The sequence below is a fragment of the Eggerthella sp. BIOML-A1 genome (assembly GCF_009875595.1).
GTDB lineage: Bacteria > Actinomycetota > Coriobacteriia > Coriobacteriales > Eggerthellaceae > Eggerthella > Eggerthella lenta.
This window is the reverse complement of record NZ_WWRZ01000002.1, coordinates 288,395-312,622: the sequence shown is the minus strand read 5'-3', so window position 1 is coordinate 312,622 and position 24,228 is coordinate 288,395. Positions and strand designations below refer to the sequence as shown.

The 24,228-nt window shown below is 65.1% G+C and carries 20 protein-coding genes and 4 tRNA genes; 2 read left to right on the top strand and 22 right to left on the bottom strand.

The window, feature by feature from the left end; genetic code table 11:
* Positions 1-63 precede the first annotated feature (63 nt).
* Positions 64-1,386, top strand: coding sequence for a hypothetical protein (locus GT590_RS03180; protein WP_086414438.1), 1,323 nt, complete (start codon positions 64-66; stop codon positions 1,384-1,386).
* 45 nt (positions 1,387-1,431) lie between these two features.
* On the opposite strand, the gene GT590_RS03175 is transcribed toward GT590_RS03180, so the two are convergent.
* The 17 genes from GT590_RS03175 to GT590_RS03095 form a co-directional block, all read right to left on the bottom strand.
* Positions 1,432-1,644 (bottom strand): hypothetical protein, encoded by a 213-nt coding sequence (locus GT590_RS03175; protein WP_161170889.1) that lies wholly within the window; start codon positions 1,642-1,644, stop codon positions 1,432-1,434.
* A 55-nt stretch (positions 1,645-1,699) separates the two neighbouring features.
* Positions 1,700-2,674 carry an SPFH domain-containing protein gene (locus GT590_RS03170; RefSeq protein WP_181816795.1) on the bottom strand — a complete coding sequence of 325 codons (975 nt, stop codon included), beginning with the start codon at positions 2,672-2,674 and terminating at the stop codon, positions 1,700-1,702.
* A gap of 241 nt (positions 2,675-2,915) precedes the next feature.
* Positions 2,916-3,629: a 50S ribosomal protein L1 gene (gene rplA / locus GT590_RS03165; protein ID WP_009306286.1), complete on the bottom strand. Its 714-nt coding sequence runs from the start codon at positions 3,627-3,629 to the stop codon at positions 2,916-2,918.
* A gap of 114 nt (positions 3,630-3,743) precedes the next feature.
* Positions 3,744-4,244 (bottom strand): 50S ribosomal protein L11, encoded by a 501-nt coding sequence (gene rplK, locus GT590_RS03160; protein ID WP_009306288.1) that lies wholly within the window; start codon positions 4,242-4,244, stop codon positions 3,744-3,746.
* 116 nt (positions 4,245-4,360) lie between these two features.
* Positions 4,361-4,891, bottom strand: a complete 531-nt coding sequence (gene nusG, locus GT590_RS03155) for a transcription termination/antitermination protein NusG (RefSeq protein ID WP_009306289.1) — start codon at positions 4,889-4,891, stop codon at positions 4,361-4,363.
* Between the two features lie 4 nt (positions 4,892-4,895).
* Complete coding sequence (gene secE / locus GT590_RS03150) at positions 4,896-5,351, bottom strand: preprotein translocase subunit SecE (protein ID WP_009306292.1); 456 nt, start codon at positions 5,349-5,351, stop codon at positions 4,896-4,898.
* A gap of 106 nt (positions 5,352-5,457) precedes the next feature.
* Positions 5,458-5,534 (bottom strand) — tRNA-Trp (locus GT590_RS03145).
* A gap of 24 nt (positions 5,535-5,558) precedes the next feature.
* Positions 5,559-5,708, bottom strand: a complete 150-nt coding sequence (gene rpmG, locus GT590_RS03140) for a 50S ribosomal protein L33 (protein ID WP_009306293.1) — start codon at positions 5,706-5,708, stop codon at positions 5,559-5,561.
* A 108-nt stretch (positions 5,709-5,816) separates the two neighbouring features.
* Complete coding sequence (gene tuf / locus GT590_RS03135) at positions 5,817-7,019, bottom strand: elongation factor Tu (protein ID WP_009306296.1); 1,203 nt, start codon at positions 7,017-7,019, stop codon at positions 5,817-5,819.
* Between the two features lie 83 nt (positions 7,020-7,102).
* Positions 7,103-7,179 (bottom strand) — tRNA-Met (locus GT590_RS03130).
* 13 nt (positions 7,180-7,192) lie between these two features.
* A tRNA-Thr gene (locus tag GT590_RS03125) sits at positions 7,193-7,268 on the bottom strand.
* 6 nt (positions 7,269-7,274) lie between these two features.
* A tRNA-Tyr gene (locus tag GT590_RS03120) sits at positions 7,275-7,359 on the bottom strand.
* A gap of 197 nt (positions 7,360-7,556) precedes the next feature.
* On the bottom strand, positions 7,557-8,078 hold the full coding sequence (locus GT590_RS03115) for a DNA-deoxyinosine glycosylase (protein WP_086414436.1): 522 nt from the start codon (positions 8,076-8,078) through the stop codon (positions 7,557-7,559).
* A 10-nt stretch (positions 8,079-8,088) separates the two neighbouring features.
* Positions 8,089-8,601: a YbhB/YbcL family Raf kinase inhibitor-like protein gene (locus GT590_RS03110; RefSeq protein WP_086414435.1), complete on the bottom strand. Its 513-nt coding sequence runs from the start codon at positions 8,599-8,601 to the stop codon at positions 8,089-8,091.
* Between the two features lie 91 nt (positions 8,602-8,692).
* Positions 8,693-9,862, bottom strand: a complete 1,170-nt coding sequence (locus tag GT590_RS03105) for a C40 family peptidase (RefSeq protein ID WP_009607879.1) — start codon at positions 9,860-9,862, stop codon at positions 8,693-8,695.
* A gap of 273 nt (positions 9,863-10,135) precedes the next feature.
* Positions 10,136-11,722: a sodium/proline symporter gene (locus GT590_RS03100; RefSeq protein WP_009306305.1), complete on the bottom strand. Its 1,587-nt coding sequence runs from the start codon at positions 11,720-11,722 to the stop codon at positions 10,136-10,138.
* Positions 11,723-11,865: 143 nt separating this feature from the next.
* The gene (locus GT590_RS03095; protein ID WP_009306308.1) at positions 11,866-12,048 is read right to left on the bottom strand and encodes a hypothetical protein; all 183 of its coding nucleotides are present in this window, start codon (positions 12,046-12,048) and stop codon (positions 11,866-11,868) included.
* Positions 12,049-12,229: 181 nt separating this feature from the next.
* Between GT590_RS03095 and GT590_RS03090 the strand changes: the two genes are divergently transcribed.
* Positions 12,230-13,516 carry an aminotransferase gene (locus GT590_RS03090; protein ID WP_009306310.1) on the top strand — a complete coding sequence of 429 codons (1,287 nt, stop codon included), beginning with the start codon at positions 12,230-12,232 and terminating at the stop codon, positions 13,514-13,516.
* Between the two features lie 122 nt (positions 13,517-13,638).
* Here the strand turns inward: GT590_RS03090 and GT590_RS03085 are convergent, their stop codons facing one another.
* The 5 genes from GT590_RS03085 to GT590_RS03065 form a co-directional block, all read right to left on the bottom strand.
* Positions 13,639-18,654 carry a DEAD/DEAH box helicase gene (locus GT590_RS03085; RefSeq protein ID WP_161170888.1) on the bottom strand — a complete coding sequence of 1,672 codons (5,016 nt, stop codon included), beginning with the start codon at positions 18,652-18,654 and terminating at the stop codon, positions 13,639-13,641.
* 221 nt (positions 18,655-18,875) lie between these two features.
* Positions 18,876-19,340, bottom strand: a complete 465-nt coding sequence (locus tag GT590_RS03080) for a PIN domain-containing protein (RefSeq protein ID WP_114513388.1) — start codon at positions 19,338-19,340, stop codon at positions 18,876-18,878.
* 1 nt (position 19,341) lies between these two features.
* On the bottom strand, positions 19,342-19,689 hold the full coding sequence (locus GT590_RS03075; RefSeq protein ID WP_238989767.1) for a type II toxin-antitoxin system RelB/DinJ family antitoxin: 348 nt from the start codon (positions 19,687-19,689) through the stop codon (positions 19,342-19,344).
* An 86-nt stretch (positions 19,690-19,775) separates the two neighbouring features.
* On the bottom strand, positions 19,776-23,318 hold the full coding sequence (gene nifJ, locus GT590_RS03070; protein WP_009306321.1) for a pyruvate:ferredoxin (flavodoxin) oxidoreductase: 3,543 nt from the start codon (positions 23,316-23,318) through the stop codon (positions 19,776-19,778).
* A 298-nt stretch (positions 23,319-23,616) separates the two neighbouring features.
* Positions 23,617-24,030, bottom strand: a complete 414-nt coding sequence (locus tag GT590_RS03065) for a very short patch repair endonuclease (RefSeq protein ID WP_233671044.1) — start codon at positions 24,028-24,030, stop codon at positions 23,617-23,619.
* Positions 24,031-24,228 lie beyond the last annotated feature (198 nt).

Genomic DNA, 24,228 nt, shown 5'->3' with positions numbered 1-24,228 from the left:
ACGCGCGCGAGCGCCGCCTCTAGCATGGCAAGGGCAACCGTCAGCAAACGAACAGGAGGCTCTATGAACCCGTTTGACCAGAAACCGACGAAATCCCTTGAGGACATGATGCTGGACTGGAAGGATCTTTCGCCCCGCCCTTACAAGAAGCTGGAAACCGATCCGTACACCAAGGCGCGCATCATCCTCATGAACGGTATCGAGGTGGAAGCCGTGATGTTCGGCCACAACTTCAACCGCAACTGCGAGGACAACGACCTGCGCCGCGACCTCGCGCTCATGCGCCGCATCGAGGCCGGCCAGCAGAAGCACGTGAACTGGCTGTCGCCCTCCGACGAGACGCCGCTTGAGACCACCATCGGCTACGAGCAGCTGGCCGTCGACCTCACGGCCTGGCTCGCCATGCACGAGCCCGACGCGTACGCGAAATCCTGCATGGACTTCGCCCTGCTCGAGGACTTCGACCACCTGTACCGCTACGCGAACCTGCTCAAGGTCGACGAGGACCTGCCCGCCCACGAGCTCGTGCTCGACACCATCGAGATCACGCCGGGCCGTCCCACCGTCGCGCACCATCGCCATCCGTTCGACTCGGTCCGCGCCCCGCGCAACGCCAAGACCGCCGACATCCGCACGATCCTCGGCGCGCTCATCCTGACGGCCGGCGAGCAGCAGACCATGAACTTCTACATGAACCTGGGCAACACGCAGCCCGAAGGCGTCGCGCGCGACCTCTACCTGGAAATCGGCATGGTCGAGGAAGAGCACGTCACGCACTACGGCGCGCTGCTCGACCCTTCGGCCACCTGGCTGCAGAACCTGCTTCTGCGCGAGTACATGGAGACGTACCTGTACTATTCGTTCTACGAGACCGAGGTCGACCCGTACGTGAAGAAGATCTGGGAGCAGCACTTCGAGCAGGAAGTCGGGCACCTGCACAAGGCCGCCGACCTGCTGTACAAGCACGAGAACATGGAATGGCAGTCGCTCATCCCCGACGGCGAGTTCCCCGAGCTTCTGGACTTCCACCCCACGAAGGACTACGTGCGCGAGGTGCTGGACGAGCAGGCGACCCTCACCGCGAAGGAAGAGGAGTTCGTCGAGCTGGACGAGCTGCCCGGCGACTACCGCTTCTTCGGCTGGAACGACCAGGTGAACGGCCGCATTCAGAACGTGCCCAGCCACCGCGTCATCCGCGAGGCGCAGAAGAAGGACGGCGAGGACTACCGCATCGAGGACCAGCCCAGCCCGGTGCGCGCGCTGCGCAACCGCAAGGAGGACAACACGAAGCTCGGCCGCGTGCAGGGCTCCGAGCACGACTCCTCCCGCGCTCCGGCGCGCGAGAAGCTGGAAGAGGTCGTCGAGCGCGAAGAGGTGCTGGCGTAACCGCCCTCCCCTTTCCTGCCCGAACGAACGGAAGCGCCCGCGGAATCACTCCGCGGCCGCTTCTTCGTCTCCCGTGCGTCCCGGATGCCCGGGCTGCCGGCCGCCTTCGTCCTTGAGGCGCCCCGCGTCCTTGAGCGCCCGGCGCAGGATGAACTCCACCTGGGCGTTCACGCTGCGCAAATCGTCGGCGGCCCACCGTTCGATGCCGGCCCACACCTCCGAATCGATGCGCAGGGGATACTGTTTTCGCTTCGCCATAGCTTGCCACCGAAGCTGCGGCACGGCGCGTGGCGCCGCGCCGCAGCGTTCCTTCCTACTGGTACAGCGTTCCCGTGTTCAGCACGGGCTGCGCGTCGGACTCGCCGCAGAGCACCACCATGAGGTTCGACACCATGGCGGCCTTGCGCTCGTCGTCCAAGTCTACCACGTTCTTCGCCGACAGCTCGGCCAGCGCCATGTCCACCATGCTCACCGCGCCCTGCACGATCTTCTCGCGGGCGGCGATGACGGCTTCGGCCTGCTGGCGGCGCAGCATCGCCTGGGCGATCTCCGGCGCGTACGCCAGGTGCGTGAGGCGCGCGTCGTCGATGACCACGCCGGCCTTCTCCAGGCGCACCGCCAACTCTTCCTTGAGCGCCTCGGACACCTCCTCGATGTTGCTGCGCAGCGTGATCTCGCCTTCGGGCTCGCCGGGCATCTGGTCGTAGGCGTACGTGGTGGCCACATGACGCAGCGCCGTCTCGCTTTGCGTATGCACGTAGGTGTTGTAGTCGTCCACATCGAACAGCGCCTTCGCCGTGTTCTCGACGCGCCATACGATGACGTCGGCGATCTCGATGGGGTTGCCGCACTTGTCGTTCACCTTGAGGTGCTCGCCGTTGTACGTGCGGGCGCGCAGCGAGACCTTCGTGGACTTCGCGATGGGCTTGCCCGTGGCCACGTCGACCGTGGAGCCAGCGTTGCGGGAGTAGAACGGGTTGGCCCAGTGGAAACCTTCGTCGCGCACGGTGCCCTTGTAGTCGCCGAACAGGATGAGCACGCGCGCCTGGTTCGGCTGGATGGTGAAGAAGCCCATCAGCAGCAGGACGGGCGCCACGCATACGGCGACGATGCCCGCCACCAGCAGCGCAATGCCGAGCGTTTGCGTCGCGGTCGTGATAGGCGCATCATCGGGCGGAGCCATGGTCGCCCCCGTCACGATCAACGCGACGCACAGCGCGACGACGGCGAGCAGAAGCGCCAGCATCGGCCAGCCGCTCCTTGCATGAACGGTCTTCTCGACGGACATGATGATCCCTTTCTCTCTCAGGCTCCGCGCCCCATGCGCTCGCCCGCCACCTCAGCGAGGTGATACGAATATGATATCACATTGAAATCGTTATAGGAAGCGTGGGGGCGAGGGGCTCCGCATCGCCTTCCTCCCCGTCGAGCATAGGCGTCTCAGAGTGTTTCACGTGAAACATTTGTTCGTTCATGATGCAAAAGAAAAGGAGCCTCTCGGCTCCTTTTCATAGTTCGCGCTCGTGCGCTTATTCAGCGGCGGGCTCCGTGTAGTTGCGGTTCACGGACGGATCGACCTTCACGCCGGGGCTCATCGTGGAGGACACCGTGATGGACTTCACGTACTTGCCCTTCGCGGCGGCCGGCTTCATGCGGAGGATCTCGTCGTACACGGCGCCGTAGTTCTCGGCCAGCTGCTCGGCGGTGAAGCTCACCTTGCCGAGGATGACGTGCGCGATGCCGTAACGGTCGGCGCGGTACTCCACGCGGCCGCCCTTGAGCTCGTTGATGGCCTTCGCCACGTCGTTGGTGACGGTGCCCAGCTTCGGGTTCGGCATGAGGCCGCGGGGACCGAGGATCTTGCCCAGGCGACCGACCTTGCCCATCTGATCGGGCGTGGCCACGGCGGCGTCGAAGTTGAACTCGCCGGCCTGGATCTGCTGCGTCAGCTCGTCGGTGCCCACGATGTCGGCACCGGCCTCTTCGGCGGCACGGGCGGCTTCGCCCTCGGCGAACACGGCCACGCGGACGGTCTTGCCCGAGCCGTTCGGCAGGCTCACGGTGCCGCGGAGCTGCTGATCGGCCTGACGGGTGTCGATGCCCAGGCGGAAGTCCGCCTCCACCGTCTCGTCAAACTTCGCGAACGAGACCTCCTTCACGAGGGCCATGGCCTCGAGGGGGGCGCGGGTCTCCTCGCCGACCTTCTCGAGAGCGGCGCGATAGTTCTTGGAAAGCTTCGTCATGGTTCTTCCTTTCGTGGTGAGTAGCGAGCGCCCTCGGCGCCCTTCCACTGCGTTCTATCGAACAACGGCCGCCTTTCCGGCGGCCGGTCATTCCCTACGTCGGGCAGCTGGAGGCTAGTCTTCCAGCGTCTTGCCCTGAAGCATGGCCGCGACCTTCTTGGAGGGCACGTACTTGATCTTCATCTCGCGACCCTCGATGCGCACGCCCATGCTGCGAGCCGTGCCGGCGATGATCTCCATGGCGGCCTCGATGGTGTTGGCGTTGAGGTCGGGCATCTTGATCTCGGCGATCTCGCGGAGCTGATCCTCCGTGAGCGTGCCGACGGGCTGCACGTGCGGCAGGCCGGAACCGCTGTTGATGTTCAGCTTCTCCTTGATGAGGACGGCCGCCGGCGGGGTCTTGCACACGAAGGTGAACGACTTGTCCTCGTACACCGTGATCTCGACCGGGATGATGGTGCCGGACTGGTCCTGCGTCTGGGCGTTGAACGCCTGGCAGAACTGCATGATGTTGACGCCCTGGGCGCCGAGGGCCGGGCCGACCGGAGGAGCCGGGTTGGCGGCACCCGCGGGGATTTGCAGCTTGATAAAGCCGGTTTGCTTCTTTTCAGCCATGAGAGCTTCCTTTCAGCTGAGTAAAATCATCTAGACAAATCTATCAACAAAGCGGCATGGGTCGAATGAGAAGCCCCGGTCCACGCGGGCACGCGACGCCGCTTGTGTTCGCACCTTTAAATCTTGGCCACCTGATCGAACGAAAGCTCGACCGGAGTCTCGCGGCCGAAGATGGAGACCATGACCTTCACCTTGCCGGCATCGGGCGACACCTCGGACACCACGCCGTCGAACTCGGCGAGCGGACCCGAGACCACCTTCACCGACTGCCCCACTTCCAGGCTCGACGAAGTCTTCTTCGGAGCCTCGCGGCTCGTGCGCTTCATGATCTTGTTGTACTCGTCGCGCGTGAGCGGCGCAGGGTTGCCGTCGGCACCCACGAAGCCGGTCACGCCCGGGGTGTTGCGAACCGCAGCCCAGCTGCGATCGTCCAGCTCCATGCGAACCAGCACGTAGCCCGGGAACACCTTCTTCTCGCTCTCGACGCGACGGCCGCCCTCTTTGATCTCGGTGACCATCTCAGTCGGGATCTCGATGCCGAAGACGTTGTTCTCGAGACCCATCGTTTCGATGCGCGTCTCGAGGTTCTTCTTGACCTTGTTCTCGTATCCTGAATACGTGTGCAGGACGTACCACTTCTTCGCCATGCGCTTAGACCCCCAAACCGGAAATTGCAATCAGCAGCGGCGTGATGACGACGTTGTCGAGCACGGCAACGTACACGCCGAAGAACACGAGCGCGACTACCACGACGACGCTCCAGCGCAGGACGTCCTGCTTGGTCGGCCACGTGACGCGCTTGAGCTCCGAGCGAACGTCCTTGAGAAACCCGAAACGACGCTTCTTTGCAGGCTTCTTCTCAGGAGCCTTCTCGACCTTCTTCTCGACGGCTTTCGCAGAGGCCTTCGCCTGCTTGCCGCCGTCCACGGCCGCGTCGCTTTTCTCGGCCTTCTTGAAGAACCGCTTCTTAGGCGCCTCGGTCGCAGCAGCATCGGCCTCGGCGTTCTTGTTCGCCTTGGCAGCGGCCTCTTCCTTCAGCGCCTGCTCCTTGCGGGCTGCGCGTGCGGCAGATGCCTTCGCTCGCTGTGTCTTTGATTTCTTCGCCATCTGATTCCTTAACCGGGGATTCGTATCCGTGTAAACGCCAAACAAGCAGCCTGATCACAAGCTGCTCATCCAAGCAACCTGATGCAAGCTGCTCATATACTCGAGCTGGCAGGCCAGGAGGGACTCGAACCCCCAACATGCGGTTTTGGAGACCGCCGCTCTACCAATTGGAGCTACTGGCCTATGCTCGTGCAAACCTCTGACGCGCTATCGGGTTTCTTTATGCACCGTGTGGCACTTGCACCACTTGCAGTACTTCTTCAACTCGATACGATCAGGATTGTTCTGCTTGTTCTTCTTGGTCGTGTAGTTACGGCGCTTGCACTCCGTGCACGCCAAAGTGACCAACGTACGCATGAATTCTCCTTTATGCCTCAACTGAAACGAGCTTGGATCTCATACACATGAATTTTCATGAGCGGGGCCCGCTTGGAGCGGGCCCCGTCGGATCACGCTAAAACGGTGTTACTTGATGATCTTCGTAACGCGACCGGAGCCGACCGTGCGGCCGCCCTCGCGGATAGCGAAGCGCAGGCCCTCTTCCATGGCGATCGGGTGAATGAGCTCGCCCTTGATCTCCACGTTGTCGCCCGGCATGACCATCTCGGTGCCCTCGGGAAGGTGGGCAACACCCGTCACGTCCGTCGTGCGGAAGTAGAACTGCGGACGGTAGCCGTCGAAGAACGGCGTGTGGCGGCCGCCCTCTTCCTTCGTCAGGATGTAGACCTGACCCTCGAACTCGGTGTGCGGGGTCACGCTACCGGGCTTGCAGAGAACCTGGCCGCGAACGATCTCCTCGCGCTTGACACCGCGGAGCAGGCAGCCGATGTTGTCGCCGGCCTGAGCCTCGTCGAGCAGCTTGCGGAACATCTCGATACCGGTGCAGACCGTGTTCTGGGTCTCCTTGATACCGACGATCTCCAGCGGGTCGTTGACATGCAGCGTACCACGCTCCACACGACCGGTGGCAACGGTGCCGCGGCCGGTGATGGTCATCGTGTCCTCGACGGCCATCAGGAACGGCTTGTCGACCATGCGCTCCGGCGTCGGGATGTAGGAGTCGACGGCGTCCATGAGCTCCCAGACCTTCTCCTGCCACTCTTTGTCGCCCTCGAGGGCCTTCAGAGCGGAGCCGCGGATGATCGGGGTGTCGTCGCCCGGGAACTCGTAAGAGTCGAGCAGCTCGCGAACTTCCATCTCGACGAGCTCGAGGAGCTCCTCGTCGTCGACCATGTCGCACTTGTTCAGGAAGACCACGATGTAGGGCACGCCGACCTGACGGGCGAGCAGGATGTGCTCGCGGGTCTGGGCCATCGGGCCGTCGGTGGCGGCGATAACGAGGATGGCGCCGTCCATCTGAGCAGCACCCGTGATCATGTTCTTGACGTAGTCAGCGTGACCGGGGCAGTCGACGTGAGCGTAGTGGCGGGAATCCGTCTCGTACTCGATGTGAGCGATGGAGATCGTGATACCGCGCTCGCGCTCCTCGGGAGCCTTGTCGATGTTCTCGAACGCCGTGAAGTCGGCACGAGCGGAGCCGTGCGAGCCGTCGTTCTCGGACAGCGTCTTGGAAATGGCGGCCGTCAGGGTCGTCTTACCGTGGTCGACGTGGCCGATGGTACCGATGTTAACATGCGGCTTGGAACGCTCGAACTTCTCCTTAGCCATGTTTCATCCTCCTTATAGGATATTTTCGCGAAACGAAAACAAAATAACGACGCGTCCGACAAAGCGGACGCGAAATAATACAATGGTAGCGGTGACTGGATTTGAACCAGTGACGCCACGGGTATGAACCGTGTGCTCTAACCAACTGAGCTACACCGCCAGGTAGCAAAAAATGGAGCCTGCGATCGGACTTGAACCGACGACCTCTTCCTTACCAAGGAAGTGCTCTACCGACTGAGCTACACAGGCGAAAAATGGTGGGCGCGCTAGGATTCGAACCTAGGTAGGCATAGCCAACGGGTTTACAGCCCGTCCCCTTTAGCCACTCGGGCACACGCCCATAATTCGCTGCTTAATTCATGTGTATTTATCAAGCTGCCTGCCGCGCTTTTCGGTGAACCCGAACGCGCGAGCAGGAGAATAATACGCTAGGAACATCGGCGTGTCAACTGTCTACACGCCCCCGGGCGTGTCTCCACGATTCCTCCTTTTCTCGACCTCTCCGCCCAGCGAATCGAGCGACGACCTCGCAGAAGCTCATCGCCCGCCGCCGTCCCGGCGTTCCAAAGTTTCGCGAATCGGCAAATACGCTTTCACAAGATCGTCGAGGCGCATGCGCGCGTTCGCAGGACTGGTGGAAGGAAGTCCCGTGTGCGCAAGGCCGGGAAGTTGCGGCGCGCCGAAGCGGCGATAGAGCGCCGTCGCCTTCGAGCCCGTGGTGAACACGGCTTCGAGCGGCGCCGCCTCGGCAATGCGCGAAAGATCGTTCGCAACGGGGTCGACGATGCTCGCATCCGAAGCTCCGACGATGGTGCAGGACGACAGAACGTCCCAAAGAGCGATGCCGTGCGCATCGAGAAACGCCGCGCGTCCCTCGATGCCGAGCGGCTCGGGCTCGTCGAACAGCGCGCCCATCACCTTCCAGAACCGGTTTTGCGGATGCCCGTAGTAGAATCCGATCTCGCGCGATTTCGGAGAAGGCATGGTTCCCAGCACGAGCACGCGCGAATCGACTGCATATATAGGTTCGAGCGGATGCTCGATGCGAACGGCTTCCACGAGCCCTCCCCTATGCGCGGCTGGGCAGCTCGAGCGAAGCCTCGTCCAACACATGCCCGCGAACGGCGCGCCTGAACTCGTTGAGGAAGTAGCCCTCGGACAAACCGAGCTCGCAATCGAGCGCGTACACGGTCAGCGTGTAGTCGTGCGTCTTGTCAGGCGGGTACGGGCCCGCGTAACGATGGATGATCCGCGGGTCGGTATGGCTGCCTGCCAGAGGCGACCAATCGCTGTTCGAGCCCTGTACGCAAGCCAGCTCGCCCGAGGCGCTGGCGTTCTCGGGAACGAGCGTCGTGTCCGGCGCGATGTCGCACGCAAGCCAATGGATCCAGCAGAAGCCGCCCACGGGGACGGCGTCGTAGTCGAGAAACGTGAGCGCAAGCGTGCGCGCGCCTTCGGGCACGTCGGCGATTTCTATGGGAAACGAGCGGACGGGATGCCCGTCCAGCTGGTACGCTTCGGGGGCGTGCTTGCCGAAGCGATCGGGCAGCAGCCCGTTGTCGAGCCCGACGAATATGCGCATGGTCGATCTCCTTTCGCGCGGAACCAACGGTTGGCACCGTGGTATAGAAGAAGGGAGGGCCGAAGCCCTCCCTTAGTGATCGTATGAAGCCTTAGAACTGCAGCGCGTTCGTGAACTGCGCCCACGACAGCGGATCGGTGTCGCGCACGTACGCGTTGAAGGTGGGAGCGTGCACGTAGTGCGAGCCGCCTGCACTCACCGCGATACCGACGTGACCGTAGCGCCACAGCACGTCGCCCGGACGCGCCTCGGAAACCGATACGACGCGCGCGGCTGCCGCGTACTGCGCCTCGCTCTGGTGCGGCAGGTACATGCCCACCTGGCGGTACGCCCACGTGACCAAGCCGGAGCAGTCAAAGGAGTCGGGGCCTTCGGCACCCCAGATGTAGGGGCAGCCGATACGGCTCATAGCGTAGCCCACGACCGAGTCGTAGGAACCGACCGGACGGGACGGATACACTACAGAACCGCCACCACCGCCGCCGCCGGACGAACCGCTTCCGCCGCCGGAGCCGGAACCTGAACCGCCGCTAGCGCCGCCACCGCCGCCGCCGGGATTCACCGCCTGCTCCGCCTGGCGCTGACGCTCGGCCTCGGCCGCAGCCTCCGCCGCCGCAGCGGCCGCCGCCGCAGCCTGCTCCTGCTGAAGGAGCTCCTGCGCTTCGGCATCGAGGGAGCTGACCAGCTCGGTAGCCTGGTCGACCTTGGCCTGGACATCGCTTTGGATCTGTTTGGCTTCCGCAGCCTTGGCCGAGGCGATTTGCTCTTGGCGAGCGAATTCGTCCTTGGCAGCCTGCAGCTCTTCGCGCAAGGTCTTCGTCTGGTCGACCATATCGGCGTCGTTCTCGTTCATCTTGTTGAGAAGATCCCAATTCTGGGTGAACTCTTCGAACGAGGCGGCACCCAGGACGAAATCGACGAAGCTCGTGGATCCGTTGCGGTACATGTTGCGGGCACGCGTGCCCAGCTTGTCCTGCAGATCGCTGATCTGGCTGTTAGCGTCGTCGATTTTGGCCTGCTGATCCTCCATCGCCTTCTGCGCGGCATCGCGCTCGTCGAGGGCGGAGTAATAGCTGATTTCGGCAGCCTCGAGATCGGCCTGCAAGCCGATCAGCTGGTTGCGCACCGCATCGGCCTCGGCCTGCTTCTCAGCAGCCGTCTCTGCGAACGCGGTCGTCGGAGCCAGAACGGAAAGGGCGCCGAGCGCGGCCGCGCCGGTCAGGAATGTTCGCCTGCTCAGTCCGATTGTATGCTCGCTCATGTATGAAATCCTCCTAGATTGAGCACGTAGTATGTATGGGCAAAAGCTGAACGCATGATACCACGTTCGCGCCGATGGTCAAAAAAGGTTGTGAACGCGTTTCATAAGCCCAGTTCAAAGCCGCCACATGGGGCGATGTCGAAGTGCCGCAGCCGTATCCTTCACGTCACGAAACCACAAACAAGCCCTCCATCAGGCATGACGGGAAAAAGAGGAGGCCACCAAGTGTTGTGGTGGCCTCCTCTAGATGTTGTGCAACCGTGAACGATCCGACTACTGCACGACCTTTTCGACGGCGGCTCCCCCTTCGTCCATGTAATGGTCGAACTCGTTCGCGACCGCCTCCGACGGGGCGGGCGTGAGCAGCGACACGATGATGATGGCGGCGAACGACAGGACGAACGCGGGGAGCAGCTCGTAGATGCCGAACACGCCGCCGAGAGGCTTGATGAAGTTGTGCCAGACGAGCACCGTGACCGTACCAGTGATCATGCCGGCCAGCGCACCCTGCATGTTGGCGCGGCGCCAATACAAGGCGCACAGGGTGAGCGGGCCGAACGAGGCGCCGAGGCCCGCCCAAGCGTAGGACACCACCCCGAAGATAGAAGAGTTCTCGTCGTACGCCACGATGATGCCGAACATGAACACCGCGATGAGCGTGAGGCGCGCCACGATCATGACCTGGCGGTCGGTGGCGTCTTTCTTGACGACCCCGCGGAAGATGTTCTCAGCCACCGAGGAGCCGGCGATCAGCAGGTACGAGGACGAGGAGCTCATCGACGCCGCGAAGATGCCCGACACCACTACGCCGCACATGAACGGCGGCAAGATCATCTGGGACAGCACGATGAACACGTTTTCGGCCTGAGCCTGCGTGGCGAAGTCGACGGGAATGATGACGCGGCCCACCAAGCCGATGCAGATGCCGCAGGCCAGCGACACGACGCACCATACGACCGCGATCACGCGCGACTTCTTCACCTCGTCAGCCGAGCGGATGCCCATGAATCGCACGAGCACCTGCGGCATACCGAAGTAGCCGAGGCCCCACGCCAGCATCGAGGCGATGGTGATGAGCGGGTACTCGGCCGCGTCGCCGAACAGGGGCGTCCCGTTCTCCACGAGCTGCCGGCCCGCGTCGTCCACGAGGGGCACCGCTATCTGGGTGCCGCTGAGGAAGCCGGGGATGTTCTGCAGGAACGCGACGGTGTTGTCGACGCCGCCCGCCCAGGCGACCGAGCCCACGAACACGGTGGCCAGCGCGAAGAACATGAGCACGCCCTGCACGAAGTCGGTGGTGACCACCGAAAGGTAGCCGCCGACCAGCGTGTACAAAAACACGATGATGGCGCCGAGCACCATCATCGTGGCGTAGTCGAGGCCGAACAGCGTGGCGAACAGCTTTCCGCACGTGACGAAACAGCTGCCCACGTACACGCAGAAGAACACCATGATGATGAGCGCGGCCACCGTGGACACGATGTTCTTACGGTCATGGAAGCGCTTGCTGTAGAATTCCGGCAGCGTGATGGAATCGCCCGCCACCACGGAATACTTCCGCAAACGCTTCGCCACGAACTTCCAGTTGAGATACGTGCCGATGGCAAGGCCGATGGCGGTCCACATGGCGTCGGACGCACCGGTGAAGTAGGCCACGCCCGGCAGGCCCATGAGCAACCAGCCCGACATGTCGGACGCCTCCGCCGACAGCGCCGTGAGCCACGGCCCCACCCCGCGGCCGCCGAGGAAGTACTCGGCCGTCGACGAGTTCGAGCGCTTCGCGTACACGAACCCGATGGTGAGCACCGCGACGAAATACAGGAGCATCGCGAATACGACCCAAAAATCGTTGGAAACCACAGGTGTCTCCTCCCCTCTTCTCTATGCGAAATGAGGGAATTATACGACAACGGCGCGGGTCGAAGCGCGACTAATTGCGGCGGAGGCAGGTCATCGCCCCCGCCGCCCCGCCTCATGCAGGATGAAGGGACTTGGAACGAAGCCTACTTTTCGGCTTTCTCGGGGTGGCCGTGGTCCTTCTGCCAGCGATCCCAAGTGGAGTAGCAGATGGCGGCGCGCTGGTCTTGATCGGGGAACTTGTCCTTCTCGTAGCGGGTGATGTGCTCCATGCAGCGCGAGATGTAGGTTTCCTTCTTCTCGTTGGCGCGCGGGTCGGGTATGGGCATGAGGGCCTCCTTTCGTCGGATGCCCGCATCGTAGCGCGCGGAGCTTCCGGCGCAGCGGAGGGCGGCGGAGCCGTTGCACGCGGGACACCGGACCGTCGTTCGGCGAAAACGCTATCGACGGCCTTTCCCCTTAACCTTATACTGGGGATCGTACGCACGACTCACAATGGAAGGAAGCACGATGCCCACGTACGCGGAGATGGATAACGTTCAGCTGGCAGCGCTCAAGGAGGAGCTGGAGCGCGAGTACGGCGAGATCAAGGCGCGCGGTCTGGCGCTGAACATGGCGCGCGGCAAGCCCGCCAAGGCGCAGCTCGACCTCAGCATGCCGCTGCTGGAAACCGTGACCACGATGGAGGACTGCGTGGCCGCCGACGGCACCGACTGCCGCAACTACGGCGTGGGATTCGGCCTTCCCGAGGCCAAGGAGTTCATGGCCTGCATGCTGGACGACGAGCCGGACAACGTCATCGTGTTCGGCAACGCCAGCCTCAACATCATGTACGACACCGTGGCGCGCTGCTGGATGTTCGGCACGCTGGGCTCTGAGCCGTGGGGCAAGCTGGACACGGTGAAGTGGATCTGCCCCGCTCCCGGCTACGACCGCCACTTCGGCGTGACCGAGGAGTTCGGCATCGAGATGATCCCCGTGCCGATGACCGACGAAGGGCCCGACATGGACGAGGTCGAGCGCATCGCCGCCTCCGACGCCTCCGTGAAGGGCATCTGGTGCGTGCCGAAGTACTCGAACCCCGGCGGCACGACGTATTCCGACGAGACGGTGCGCCGCCTGGCCGCCATGGAGTGCGCCGCCGACGACTTCCGCATCTTCTGGGACAACGCGTACTGCGTGCACCATCTGTTCGACGACGCGGCCGAGCAGGATCAGCTGCTCGACATCGCCGCCGCCTGTCGCGAAGCGGGAACCGAGGACCGCTGCTTCAAGTTCGCCTCCACCTCGAAGGTGACGTTCCCCGGCGCGGGCATCTCCGCCTTGGCGGCGAGCCCGGCCAACATCGCCGAGATCAAGAAACGCGTGGGCGTGCAGACCATCGGCCACGACAAGCTGAACCAGCTGCGCCACGTGCGCTTCCTGCGCGACGCCGAAGGCCTGGCGGCGCACATGGCCAAGCACGCCGCCATCCTGCGCCCGAAGTTCGAGCTGGTGAACGCCAAGCTGCAGGAGGGACTCGACGAGGTGGGCGGCTGCTCGTGGTCGAACCCGCGCGGCGGCTACTTCGTGTCGTTCGACGCACCGCAAGGCTGTGCCAAGCGCGTCGTGACCCTGGCGAAGGAAGCAGGCGTCACGATGACGGGCGCAGGCGCCACGTACCCGTACAAGCAGGATCCGAACGACAGCAATATCCGCATCGCCCCCACCCTGCCGCCGCTGGAGGAGTTGGACGAGGCTATGGACGTGTTCACCGTCTGCGTGAAGCTGGCCTACGTGGAGAAGCTGCTGGGCTAGACTGCACGCCCGGCTTGCGATCGTTCGGAAGGAGCCGCCCTCGGGCGGCTCCTTTTCTTGTTCGGGGCATGTAAGGCGCACAGGTTGGCGCAGTCCGTAGGCCGCCGGAGCCGTCGGAACCGTCAGAACGGCGAGACGTAGAGGCGCATGCCGTCGGGAAGGCGCACCAACCCCGCATCTTGCAGGACTTCGGCAAGCGGGGAATCCAGGATCGATCGGCCGTTGAGCGTTTCCACGACCACCTTCTTGCGGGCGCCTTCGGCTCCCGCGCGCCTGAGGGAGCGCTTCTCGTGCGCCACGAGGGCCCGCGCCGCCCGGGCGAGCGCGTCGCCGTCGTCCGTGAACGACAGCAGCGAGCGCAACCCCGCCGCAGCGTAGAGCGCCGGCACGCCGCCCAGCACGACGACGAGGCTGCCCGCGCGACGCGTCGGACGGGCTTCATGCTCTTCGGCGCCCTCGGCATCGGCGCGCGCGACCGGCGGCCAAGGCAGGCCGGCGCCGTACAGGCACGCGGGATCGTCGGCGGCGAGCACGACGGGCTCGCGTGGATCGGCCTCGCCGTCGCCCGCCTCGTAGGTGCGCAGCACGTCGATGGTCTCGCGCGCGGCGAACTGCGCGGGGCCGAGGCCCTGCACGAACGCGCCGCGCAGCACATCCCCCACGTCCTCCATCTGCCGCAGCACGGGAAGCAACGCGCCCAGCCCACCGGGCACGCCCGACAGCTGCACCACGTCGCGAGACAGCACGCCGTAGCGATCGAGGATCGATTCCACCAGCGCGATGGCGCGCACCGTGTCGTTCTCCGGCGACGGCATGATGAGCGACCACCGCCCCGTCAGAGCCGCGCCCACCGCGGCCTGCGCGGACGCTATGCCCCGCATCGTCGGAGAATCGACGGTGCGCATGGCGGACCGGCGGCTGCTCACGCGTCGACGCGGCGCGCTGCGCGGCTTGCCCGCAGCAGCGCCCGCGCCTTCGAGCGAGGCGCGCACCGGCGCGTACGTGTCGTTCGTCGCGCGCCCGTCCCACATGAGCTCGCGCATGGTGGAGGCTACGACCGCCTCGTCGACGAACTCGGGCGCAAGCCGTCGGCGCACCGCATCGACGATCTGGCGGAAGAATAAGCCGCCCCCGAACCCGAGCGCCTCCACCACGGCCGCCTCGACTGACGGCGCCGCCGAGCCTTCCAGCTTCGGCCCGTCGGACGGCGCATCGGCCAGATCGGGCCGTACGGGCGCGAACGGCGAATCGGTGGGATAGAACGCGACGAGGCCTGCGGCTTCGCGCTCGCGGGAGCTGCCAGGTCGCAACGCTCGCTCACGTCCATCGCCCTCGTCGCCTTCGCGGCGAGCGCCCGCCCACACCACGTCGCCCGAAGCCAGCAGCTCGTCGAGCATGCCGGGACGATAGTCGCGCACGCGGCTGGGGAACACGTGCGCCTCCCAGGCCGAAGCCGGCAGGAACACGCCTTCGAACTGGGCGATCACCTGGGCGAGTCCGTCGATGCCCTCGAATCGCTCCTCGCCCAGCGGCCCTGCTCCTTGCAGGTCGATCAGGAAGCGTGCGAACGCGCTCGGGCTCACCGCCTGCACGGCGCGGCGCGCTTCCGCCAACGACAGCGAGCGCAGACGCCGGAACACACCCGTCTCGACCCAGGCGCGCGCCCGCCCGTCCCCGTCTTCCCCGAAGCGGCCCTGCATGAGGCGCCCTGCCGAGGCGAGGCGGGCGAGGCCGTCCCGGGCGACGGCGACCCCGATGCCGAAGCGCGCCGCCGCGGCCTCGACGGAGAAGGGGCCGTGCGTGCGCGCGTAGCGTGCGAGCAGTTCGTCCAGGGGATGGAGCGCGCCCTCCCCCTCTTGGAGCCTCGCGTCCACCCCCGCACTCGCCCATGGCGGGATCGTCGATCCCAGCCCGTCGCGGAGGCGCTGGGCATCGTCCGTCGCCGCCCAGAGCTCGACGCCGCCGATGGCGACCGGGAACGCGCGATGCGCCGCATAAAGCTCCTCGAGCGCCGCGCGCGCATCCTCTTCGTCCGCAGTCGCGCCCCCCGCCTCGGCGTCAAGCGTCGGCTCGAGCCGCCGCGCCGCCTCCTCGACGGACAGCGGCCCCAGCACGCGCAGCAAGTCGGCCGCGCCCTCGATGCCGCGCATGCGCCGATCGGGAGCAAGACGCTGCAAGCCGGCCTCCACGCCGGCGATCACGTCCGCGTCCAGAACGTCGCCCAAGTCGGTCGAGCCCAGCAGCTCGCCCAACAGCGTGGGGTCGAGCGACAGCAGCGACGCGCGCTGCTCGGCGTGCGGCAGATCGCCCGCGTAGAGGTGCTCGCCCACGTACCCGAACAGAAGCGGCGCCGCGAACGGCGACGGCACCGACGTCTGCGCCTCCACCAAGCGCACCGATCCCGCCTGCACCTGCTCCATCAGCTCGTGCAGCGCCCTCATGTCGTACACGTCCTGCAAGCACTCGCGCGCCGTTTCCACCAGGATGGGGAACTCGCGCTCGCGCCGCGCAGCTTCCAGCAGCTGGCCGGCCTTGAGGCGCTGCTGCCACAGCGGGGCGCGCTTGCCCGGCGCGATGGGCGACATCAGCAGGGCGCGCGCGGCGCATTCGCGGAACCGCGCCGAGAACAGCGACGTGGAGCCCACGCGATCGCGCACGATGCGGTCGAGCTCGTCGGGGTCGAACGCGAACAGCTCGACGCCGGGGAGGCGTGCCTCGGTCATGGGGATGCGCAGGACGATGCCGTCGTCGGCCGCCATAGCCTGCGCATCGTAGCCGTAGATCGCCATGATGCGGTCGGACACCGCCATCGCCCAGGGCTCGTGCACGCGGCGGCCGTACGGCGAATGCAGCAGCACGCGCCAGTCGCCCTGCTCGTCCTCGCAGCGTTCCACCACGAGCGTCTTGTCGTCGGGGATCGTCCCCGTAGCCGCGCGCTGCGCGCGGACGAGCTCCACGAGGTTGCGCTGCGCATCGTCGTCGAGGCCGTCCGCGGCCAAGCGCTCGCGCACGGCGACGGCGACGCCGAAGGCGCCGTCGTCCGTCTCCGCGTCGTTTCCTTCGATGCCGCCGGCGATCGCGCGCAGGAACGCGCCGCGCATGCGCCCCGTCTCGGCGGGCCGCCCTGCCCCTTCGCCATGCCAGAACGGCAGCCGGGCGGATCTCCCGGGCGCAGGCTCCACGATCACGCGGTCGCGCGTGATCTCATGTATGCGCCATGAGCTGGTGCCGAGCGTGATGATGTCGCCCACGCGCGATTCGTACACCATCTCCTCGTCGAGCTCGCCCACGCGCCGCCGGCCCTCGTTGCCCCCACCTTCGGGAAGCACCACCGAGAACATGCCGCGGTCGGGGATGGTGCCCGCCGACATGACGGCCTGGCGCTGCGAGCCGGGACGCGCCTTCAACCGGCCGTTCTCGCGATCCCATACGATGCGCGGCGAGAATTCTGCCAGGTCGGACGTGGCGAACCGGCCCGCCAGCATGTCCAGCACCGCATCGAACGCACGGCGCGGCAGCTCGGCGTAGGGCGCCGCGCGGCGCACGGTGTTGTACCAGTCGTCCGCCGCGAGCTCGTCCATGGCAACGGCGGCCACCGTCTGCTGCGCCAGCACGTCGAGCGCGTTCTCCACGAGCGCCGTCTGCTCGATGCGGCCCTCGTACATGCCTTCGGCCGCCACGGCCGCGTCGATGATCTCGGTGCGGGTGCGCGGGAAGATGGACCCCGTCGAGCGGCCGCCCACCTGGTGGTTCGCGCGCCCGATGCGCTGCAGGGCGCTGGCCACCGACGGCGGGGCCGCCACCTGCAGCACGAGGTCGATGGATCCCATGTCGATGCCCAGCTCCAGCGACGAGGTGGCCACCACGCACGGCAGCTCGCCCGCTTTCAGCTCGCGCTCCACCTGCAGGCGCTTCTCCTTCGACACCGATCCGTGATGCGCCTTCGCGATGATGGCGGGCGCGCCCGTGGACAACTCCGTCGTGGAGCCGAGATCCGAGCGGATGGGCGCGGCTGGCGCGTCCATATCGACGCCGCGCGCGATGCCCATCCGCTTCGCGTACAGGTCGTTCAGCCGCGCCGTGAGCTTCTCGCACAGGCCGCGCGAGTTGACGAACACGATGGTGGTGCGGTGCGCCAGCACCTCGTCGAGGATGGAGGCTTCGATGTAGGGCCAGATGGAAGACGAGCCGAGACGGCTGTCGGGACTCGTCGTGCTCGCCGGGAGCGAGGACTTCGCCATGGCGGCGTGCAGGGCGCGATCGGACTTCCACGCTTCCTCCGCAGGCGCACGGCGCGGCCCTCCCCCGCGCTTTCCCGCGCCGCCCCCCGTCAGATCGCTTCCCCCGAACGTCGGCACGGCGGTCATGTCGCGCACGGGCACGCGCACGCGCACGTCCATGTCGGGCCGCCCCTCGGAGGCGACGACGCGCACGGGATGAGGCCCGCCCAGGAAGCGCGCGATCTCGTCGCGCGGACGCACGGTGGCCGACAGCCCGATGCGCTGCGCCGGCTCGTCCAGCAGGTCGTCGAGGCGCTCGAGGCTCAAAGCCAGGTGCGCGCCGCGCTTGCTTCCCGCCAACGCGTGCACTTCGTCGACGATGACGGTTTCCACGGTGCGCAGCGTCTCGCGCGCCTGCGACGTGAGCATGAGGTACAGCGACTCGGGCGTGGTGATGAGGATGTCGGGCGGGTTGCGCTGCAGGCTACGGCGCTGATCGGGCGTGGTGTCGCCCGTGCGCATGCCCGTGCGCACTTCGGGCATCGCGCCGCCTGCGGCCGCCATGCGAGCCGCGATGCCGGCGAGCGGCGCCTGCAAGTTGCGCTCCACGTCCGCCCCGAGCGCCTTCAGCGGCGAGATGTACAGCACGCGCACGCCCTTGCCGGGACGCTCCTTCTTCGGCAAATCCGCCGTCGCCGCCTTCTCGCGCATAAGCTCGTCGATGGCGAACAGGAACGCCGCGAGCGTCTTGCCCGAGCCGGTGGGTGCGATGACCAGCGCGTTCTCGCCGCCCTCGATAACGTCCCAGGCACGCTCCTGCAACGGCGTGGGTCCGGGAAAGGCATCGAGGAACCAGCCGCGCACCTCGTCGGAGAATCGCGTCAGGGCATGAGGGGTGGGCTCGCGTGCTTCATCCATGGCGTGCGTCGGCTCCTTCTGAAATCGGGTGCCCCCATGGTAGCGCATGAGCACCCGCCCGTCTTGCGCAATGGGCGGCTGAAACCCGCCCGTTCGCATGACGGCCCGAAGCTCTGCGCATCGCGGTGCGGATAGACGCACTGGGCACGAATCGCAATTGGCTTCACCCCGAAGGGGAAACCGACCACGTTTCACTCATATGCGTCCGATCACGCATCTCGCTAGATGACCACCTCTTCGTAGTCCAATCCGAAGTCCTTGCGCATCCAGACGAAGAATTCGTCGCAGTCCACCACTTTGATCACCGACGACTCGAAATCTTTCTGATTGCGCGTGACGATGGCATCGGCGCGCATCTCCAATGCCGATTCAAAGATAAGCGAATCTTCCGGATCCTTCCACGAGGCTGCCAGCATCCGATCGACCTCCCGATCGCTGACGGCATGCACGTTCACGAACGTCCGCATCCCTCGCAGCTGCTCAAGCACATGCGACAACAGCGAGCGCTTCCCGCCCTCCGATAGGATGTAGATAAGATCGGTCACCTGCGACGAGGTGATCCAGAGACTGAATTCCCCCACACGGCCCGCCGTCATGAGCAAGCGAACCTTATCGTAATAAGGCTCGCGCTCATGCAGAAAATCGATAACGACATTAGTGTCCAGCAAGAGCTTCATGCGAGCCATATCACATCATGCCCCTCGAACGAAGGCGCTCCACCCTCACCTCTGCTTTGGTCATGTCGTCGAAACGAGAAGCACGCTTCGAGGATAGAGAATCGACGAAACGAGAAGCAGCGGCCCACTTCGCCTCATCGCCGATACGGCTCGAATCGGCTCGAAGGAAACCCGCCTCCCCCTCCTCGATCATTTTGTCGTACATGAGGTTGATCGCTTGAGAAGCGCTGAGACCCTCTCGCGCAAGGATGCGAGCGCCTTTGCGCTTCTTTTCATCCAGCATGCGTGCCGTAACCATAGAATCGTCCATGCCGACTCCTTTCGTGTGCTCAATTGTACAACCATTTTCGTACAACATCAACGAAGAACAACTCTCGGACGCAAAAAGCCCCCGACGCTCGTTCGCGTCGGGGGCTTTCGTTCATCGTGTTCCTTGAAAACGGCTTACGCTTCGGCGTAGACGTCCTTGAGCTTGAGCAGGTGCTCGTAGCGGTCCATGGCCGCCTTCTCGTTGCGCTCGAACAGCTCGCTGGCGCGCTCAGGGAACTCGCGGGTCAGACGGCTATAACGCGCTTCGTTCATGAGGAACTCCTGGTAGCCGCCTGCGGGCTCCTTGGAGTCCAGCGTGAACTTCTTGCCGGGCTCGGCGGCCGGGTTGAAGCGGAACAGGTTCCAGTAGCCGCAATCGACGGCCTTCTTCATCTCGTCCTGGCAGTTCGCCATGCCGCCCTTGATGGAGTGCATCTCGCACGGCGAGTAGCCGATGATCAGCGACGGTCCGGGATAGGCCTCGGCCTCGGCGATGGCCTTGATGGTCTGGGCCGGCTTGGCGCCCATGGCAACCTGCGCCACGTACACGTAGCCGTACGCCATCGCGATCTCGGTGAGGCTCTTCTTCTTGACGTCCTTGCCCGCGGCCGCGAACTGGGCGACCTGGCCGATGTTGGTTGCCTTCGAAGCCTGACCGCCGGTGTTGGAGTACACCTCGGTGTCGAACACGAACACGTTCACGTCCTCGCCGGATGCCAGCACGTGGTCGAGGCCGCCGTAACCGATGTCGTAGGCCCAGCCGTCGCCGCCGAAGATCCAGACGGACTTCTTGTTCAGGTACTCTTTGTTCTGCAGGATCTCGGGCGCCTCCGGGCAACCGTTCTCGGCAGCAGCCTCGAGCGCGGGAACGAGCGCCTCGACGGCCTTGGCGTTCGCCTCGCCATCGGCCATGGTGTCGAGGTACGCCGCGATAAGATCCTTGGTCTCAGCCGGCGTCTTGTCGTTAGCTGCCATGGCTTCCAACTTGCCGACCAGGCGGTCACGCACCGCCTCGTGACCCAGCAACATGCCCAGGCCGTGCTCGGCATTGTCCTCGAACAGGGAGTTCGACCACGCAGGCCCGCGACCCTCGGCGTTCACCGTATACGGCGACGTAGCGGCCGGACCGCCCCAGATGGACGAGCAACCCGTGGCGTTCGCGACGTACATGCGATCGCCGAACAGCTGGGTGACCAGCTTGGCGTACGCCGTCTCGGCGCAACCGGCGCAGGCGCCGGAGAACTCCAGCAGCGGCTGCTTGAACTGGCTGCCCTTGACCGTGGCATCCTCGAGCGCGGGCTTGTCGGACACGTTGTCCACGCAGTAGTCGAACACGTCCTGCTGCGCCAGCTGGCTTTCCGTGGACACCATTGCCAGCGAGTCGGACGGGCACACGTTCACGCACACGCCGCAGCCCATGCAGTCGAGCGGCGAGATGGCCAGCGTGTACTGCAGGCCGGCAGCGGCCTTGCCCTTCGCGGGCACCATGACGGTAGCGGCAGGAGCCGCAGCAGCCTCTTCCTCGGTGAGGGCGAACGGGCGGATGGTGGCATGCGGGCACGCGAAAGCGCACTGGTTGCACTGGATGCACGTGGCGGCATCCCACGCGGGCACGCTCACAGCCACGCCGCGCTTCTCGTAGGCGGCCGCGCCCTGCTCGAACTGGCCGTCGGCGTGGTCGACGAACGCCGACACCGGCAGACGGTCGCCGTCCATACGGCCGACCGGCTCCATGATCTCGCGCACCATCTTCACCACTTCGGCACGACCCTCGAGCGTCGGAGCCTCGTTCTCGTCCACAGCGTTCGCCCAGCTTGCAGGCACCTCCACCTGCACGAACGCCGTGGCGCCCGCATCGATGGCGCGATGGTTCATGTCGACGACGTCCTGACCCTTCTTCATATAGGACTTCGTGGCGGCGTCCTTCATGTACTGCAGCGCCTCGTCCTGCGGGATTACGTTGGCCAGCGTGAAGAACGCCGACTGCAGGATGGTGTTCGTACGCTTGCCCATGCCGATCTCGGCGGCGAGGTCGATGGCGTTGATGGTGTACAGCTTGATGTCGTTGTTGGCGATGTAGCGCTTCGCCTCGGCGTTCAGGTGGTGCTCAAGCTCCTCGGGCGTCCACTGGCAGTTGATCATGAACGCACCGCCCGGCTTCACGTCGTTCACCATGCGGAAGCCCTTGGTGACGTAGGAGGGGTTGTGGCAAGCCACGAAGTCGGCCTTGTTCACATAGTAGGTGCTGCGGATAGGCGAGTCGCCGAAGCGCAGGTGGCTGATGGTCACGCCGCCGGTCTTCTTCGAGTCGTATTGGAAGTATGCCTGCACGTACTTGTCGGTGTGGTCGCCGATGATCTTGATGGAGTTCTTGTTCGCGCCCACCGTGCCGTCGCCACCGAGGCCCCAGAACTTGCACTCGATGGTGCCCTCGGCCGCGGTGTTCGGGCTGTTCGGATCCTCGGGAAGCGACAGGTTCGTCACGTCGTCGACGATGCCCACGGTGAACTCGCGCGCCGGCGCGTCCTTCTCCAGCTCCTGGTAGATGGCGAACACCGAAGACGGCGGGGTGTCCTTCGACGCCAGGCCGTAGCGGCCGCCTACCACCGTGAGATCGGCGCGGCCCTCGTGCGCGAGCGCGTTGATGACGTCCATATACAAGGGCTCGCCGAGCGCACCCGGCTCCTTCGTGCGGTCCATGACCGCGATCTTCTGCACCGTCGCGGGCAGCGCGGCCATGAACTTCTCGCTCACGAACGGGCGATACAGGCGCACCTTCACGAGGCCCACCTTCTGGCCCTGGGCGTTCAGATAGTCCACGACCTCCTCGACCACGTCGCAGAACGAGCCCATGGCCACGATCACGCGGTCGGCGTCGGGCGCGCCGTAGTAGTTGAACAGCTCGTAGTTCGTACCCAGCTTGGCGTTCACCTGGTGCATGTAGTCCTCGACGATGGCGGGCAGCGCATCGTACACGCCGTTGCACGCCTCGCGATGCTGGAAGAAGATGTCGCCGTTCTCATGGCTGCCGCGCATGGCCGGACGCTCGGGGTTCAGCGCATGCTCGCGGAATTCGCTCACGGCCTCCATGTCGCACATGTCGGCGAGGTCCTCGTAGTCCCACACGGCGATCTTCTGCACTTCGTGGGAGGTGCGGAATCCGTCGAAGAAATTGATGAAGGGGATGCGGCCCTTGATGGCGGACAGGTGCGCCACGGCCGACAGGTCCATGACCTCCTGGACGTTGGTCTCGGCCAGCATGGCGAAGCCCGTCTGGCGGCACGCCATGACGTCGGAGTGGTCGCCGAAGATGGACAGCGCCTGGGTGGCCAGCGTGCGCGCGCTCACGTGGAACACGCACGGCAGCTGCTCGGCGGCCATCTTGTACATGTTGGGGATCATGAGGAGCAGACCCTGGGAAGCCGTGTAGGTGGTGGTCAGCGCGCCTGCGGCCAGCGAGCCGTGCACCGCGCCGGCGGCGCCGCCCTCGGACTGCATCTCGCACACCTTCACCGTGGTGCCGAAGATGTTCTTCTTGCCGGCAGCGGACCACTGGTCCACCAGGTCGGCCATGGGGCTCGACGGAGTGATCGGGTAAATGCCCGCCACCTCGGTAAACGCATAGGAGACGTACGCGGCGGCGTTGTTGCCGTCCATAGATTTGAATTCTCTCGTCATATTCCTCTCCTTCGAAGGGGATGCTCACCCGACAAAGGCGCATCGGGGCCCCGACCTTCTGCTCTTGCTCAGCTTGCTTCGCCTGACAGAATACACGGCATTCATGATACCAGCCCGAAATCGCGTTGCGGCGCGACGAATACGATGGGCGGCACGCCGCGGTCGCCCCCGTCGGTAGGCGGCGGAAGGCTTGCGCGCGGCGGTCTGGGCGCGGTTCCGCACGAGCCGAACGACCCAGCGAGCTGTTTGCGCGAGCAGGACCGTTCGAGCGCCAGACCACCGTGCGCCAGCCTTCTCGCTAGATGCCCTTGAGTTCTTTTCCTAGCTCCTCGGCGAGAGCGGGGAGCAGCGCGGCGAACGTGTCGTCGATCGTCTTCTTCTTGAGCTGGCATTCCCAGATCACGTGGACGGTCCAGCCTAGCTCCTCCAACGCGGCGCGGCTGCGCTCGTCGCGCTCGACGTTACGCTCGAACTTCACCACCCAGTACTCCACGTTGCTCTTCGGCATGCTGGGCTTGCAGTGCGGGCACCTGTGCCAGAAGCACCCGTTGACGAACAGCGCCACCTTCTTGCCCGGCCACGCTACGTCCGGGTGCCCCGGCACCTTCCACTGCAGCCGATACCCCGTCAGGCCAGCCGCGCGCAGGCGCTCGCGCACCAGAAGCTCGGGCTTCGTGTTGCTGCGCTTGTTACCCTTCATGGACTTGCGCACGGCCTCGTTCGAAGCGGGCGGCGCCAGCAACTTGGCGGGCGCGGGCAACGCTGGACGCGAGAGACGGACAACCAGTGCGGGAAACGGTCGGTTTTCGCGGCTGAGGAACGCCGTTAGCCAACTGTTACTTTTATCGCTCTTTCGTATCATGCGGCGCATGATACCACGTATTTCCCCTGGTGAATTATTCTCGTATTT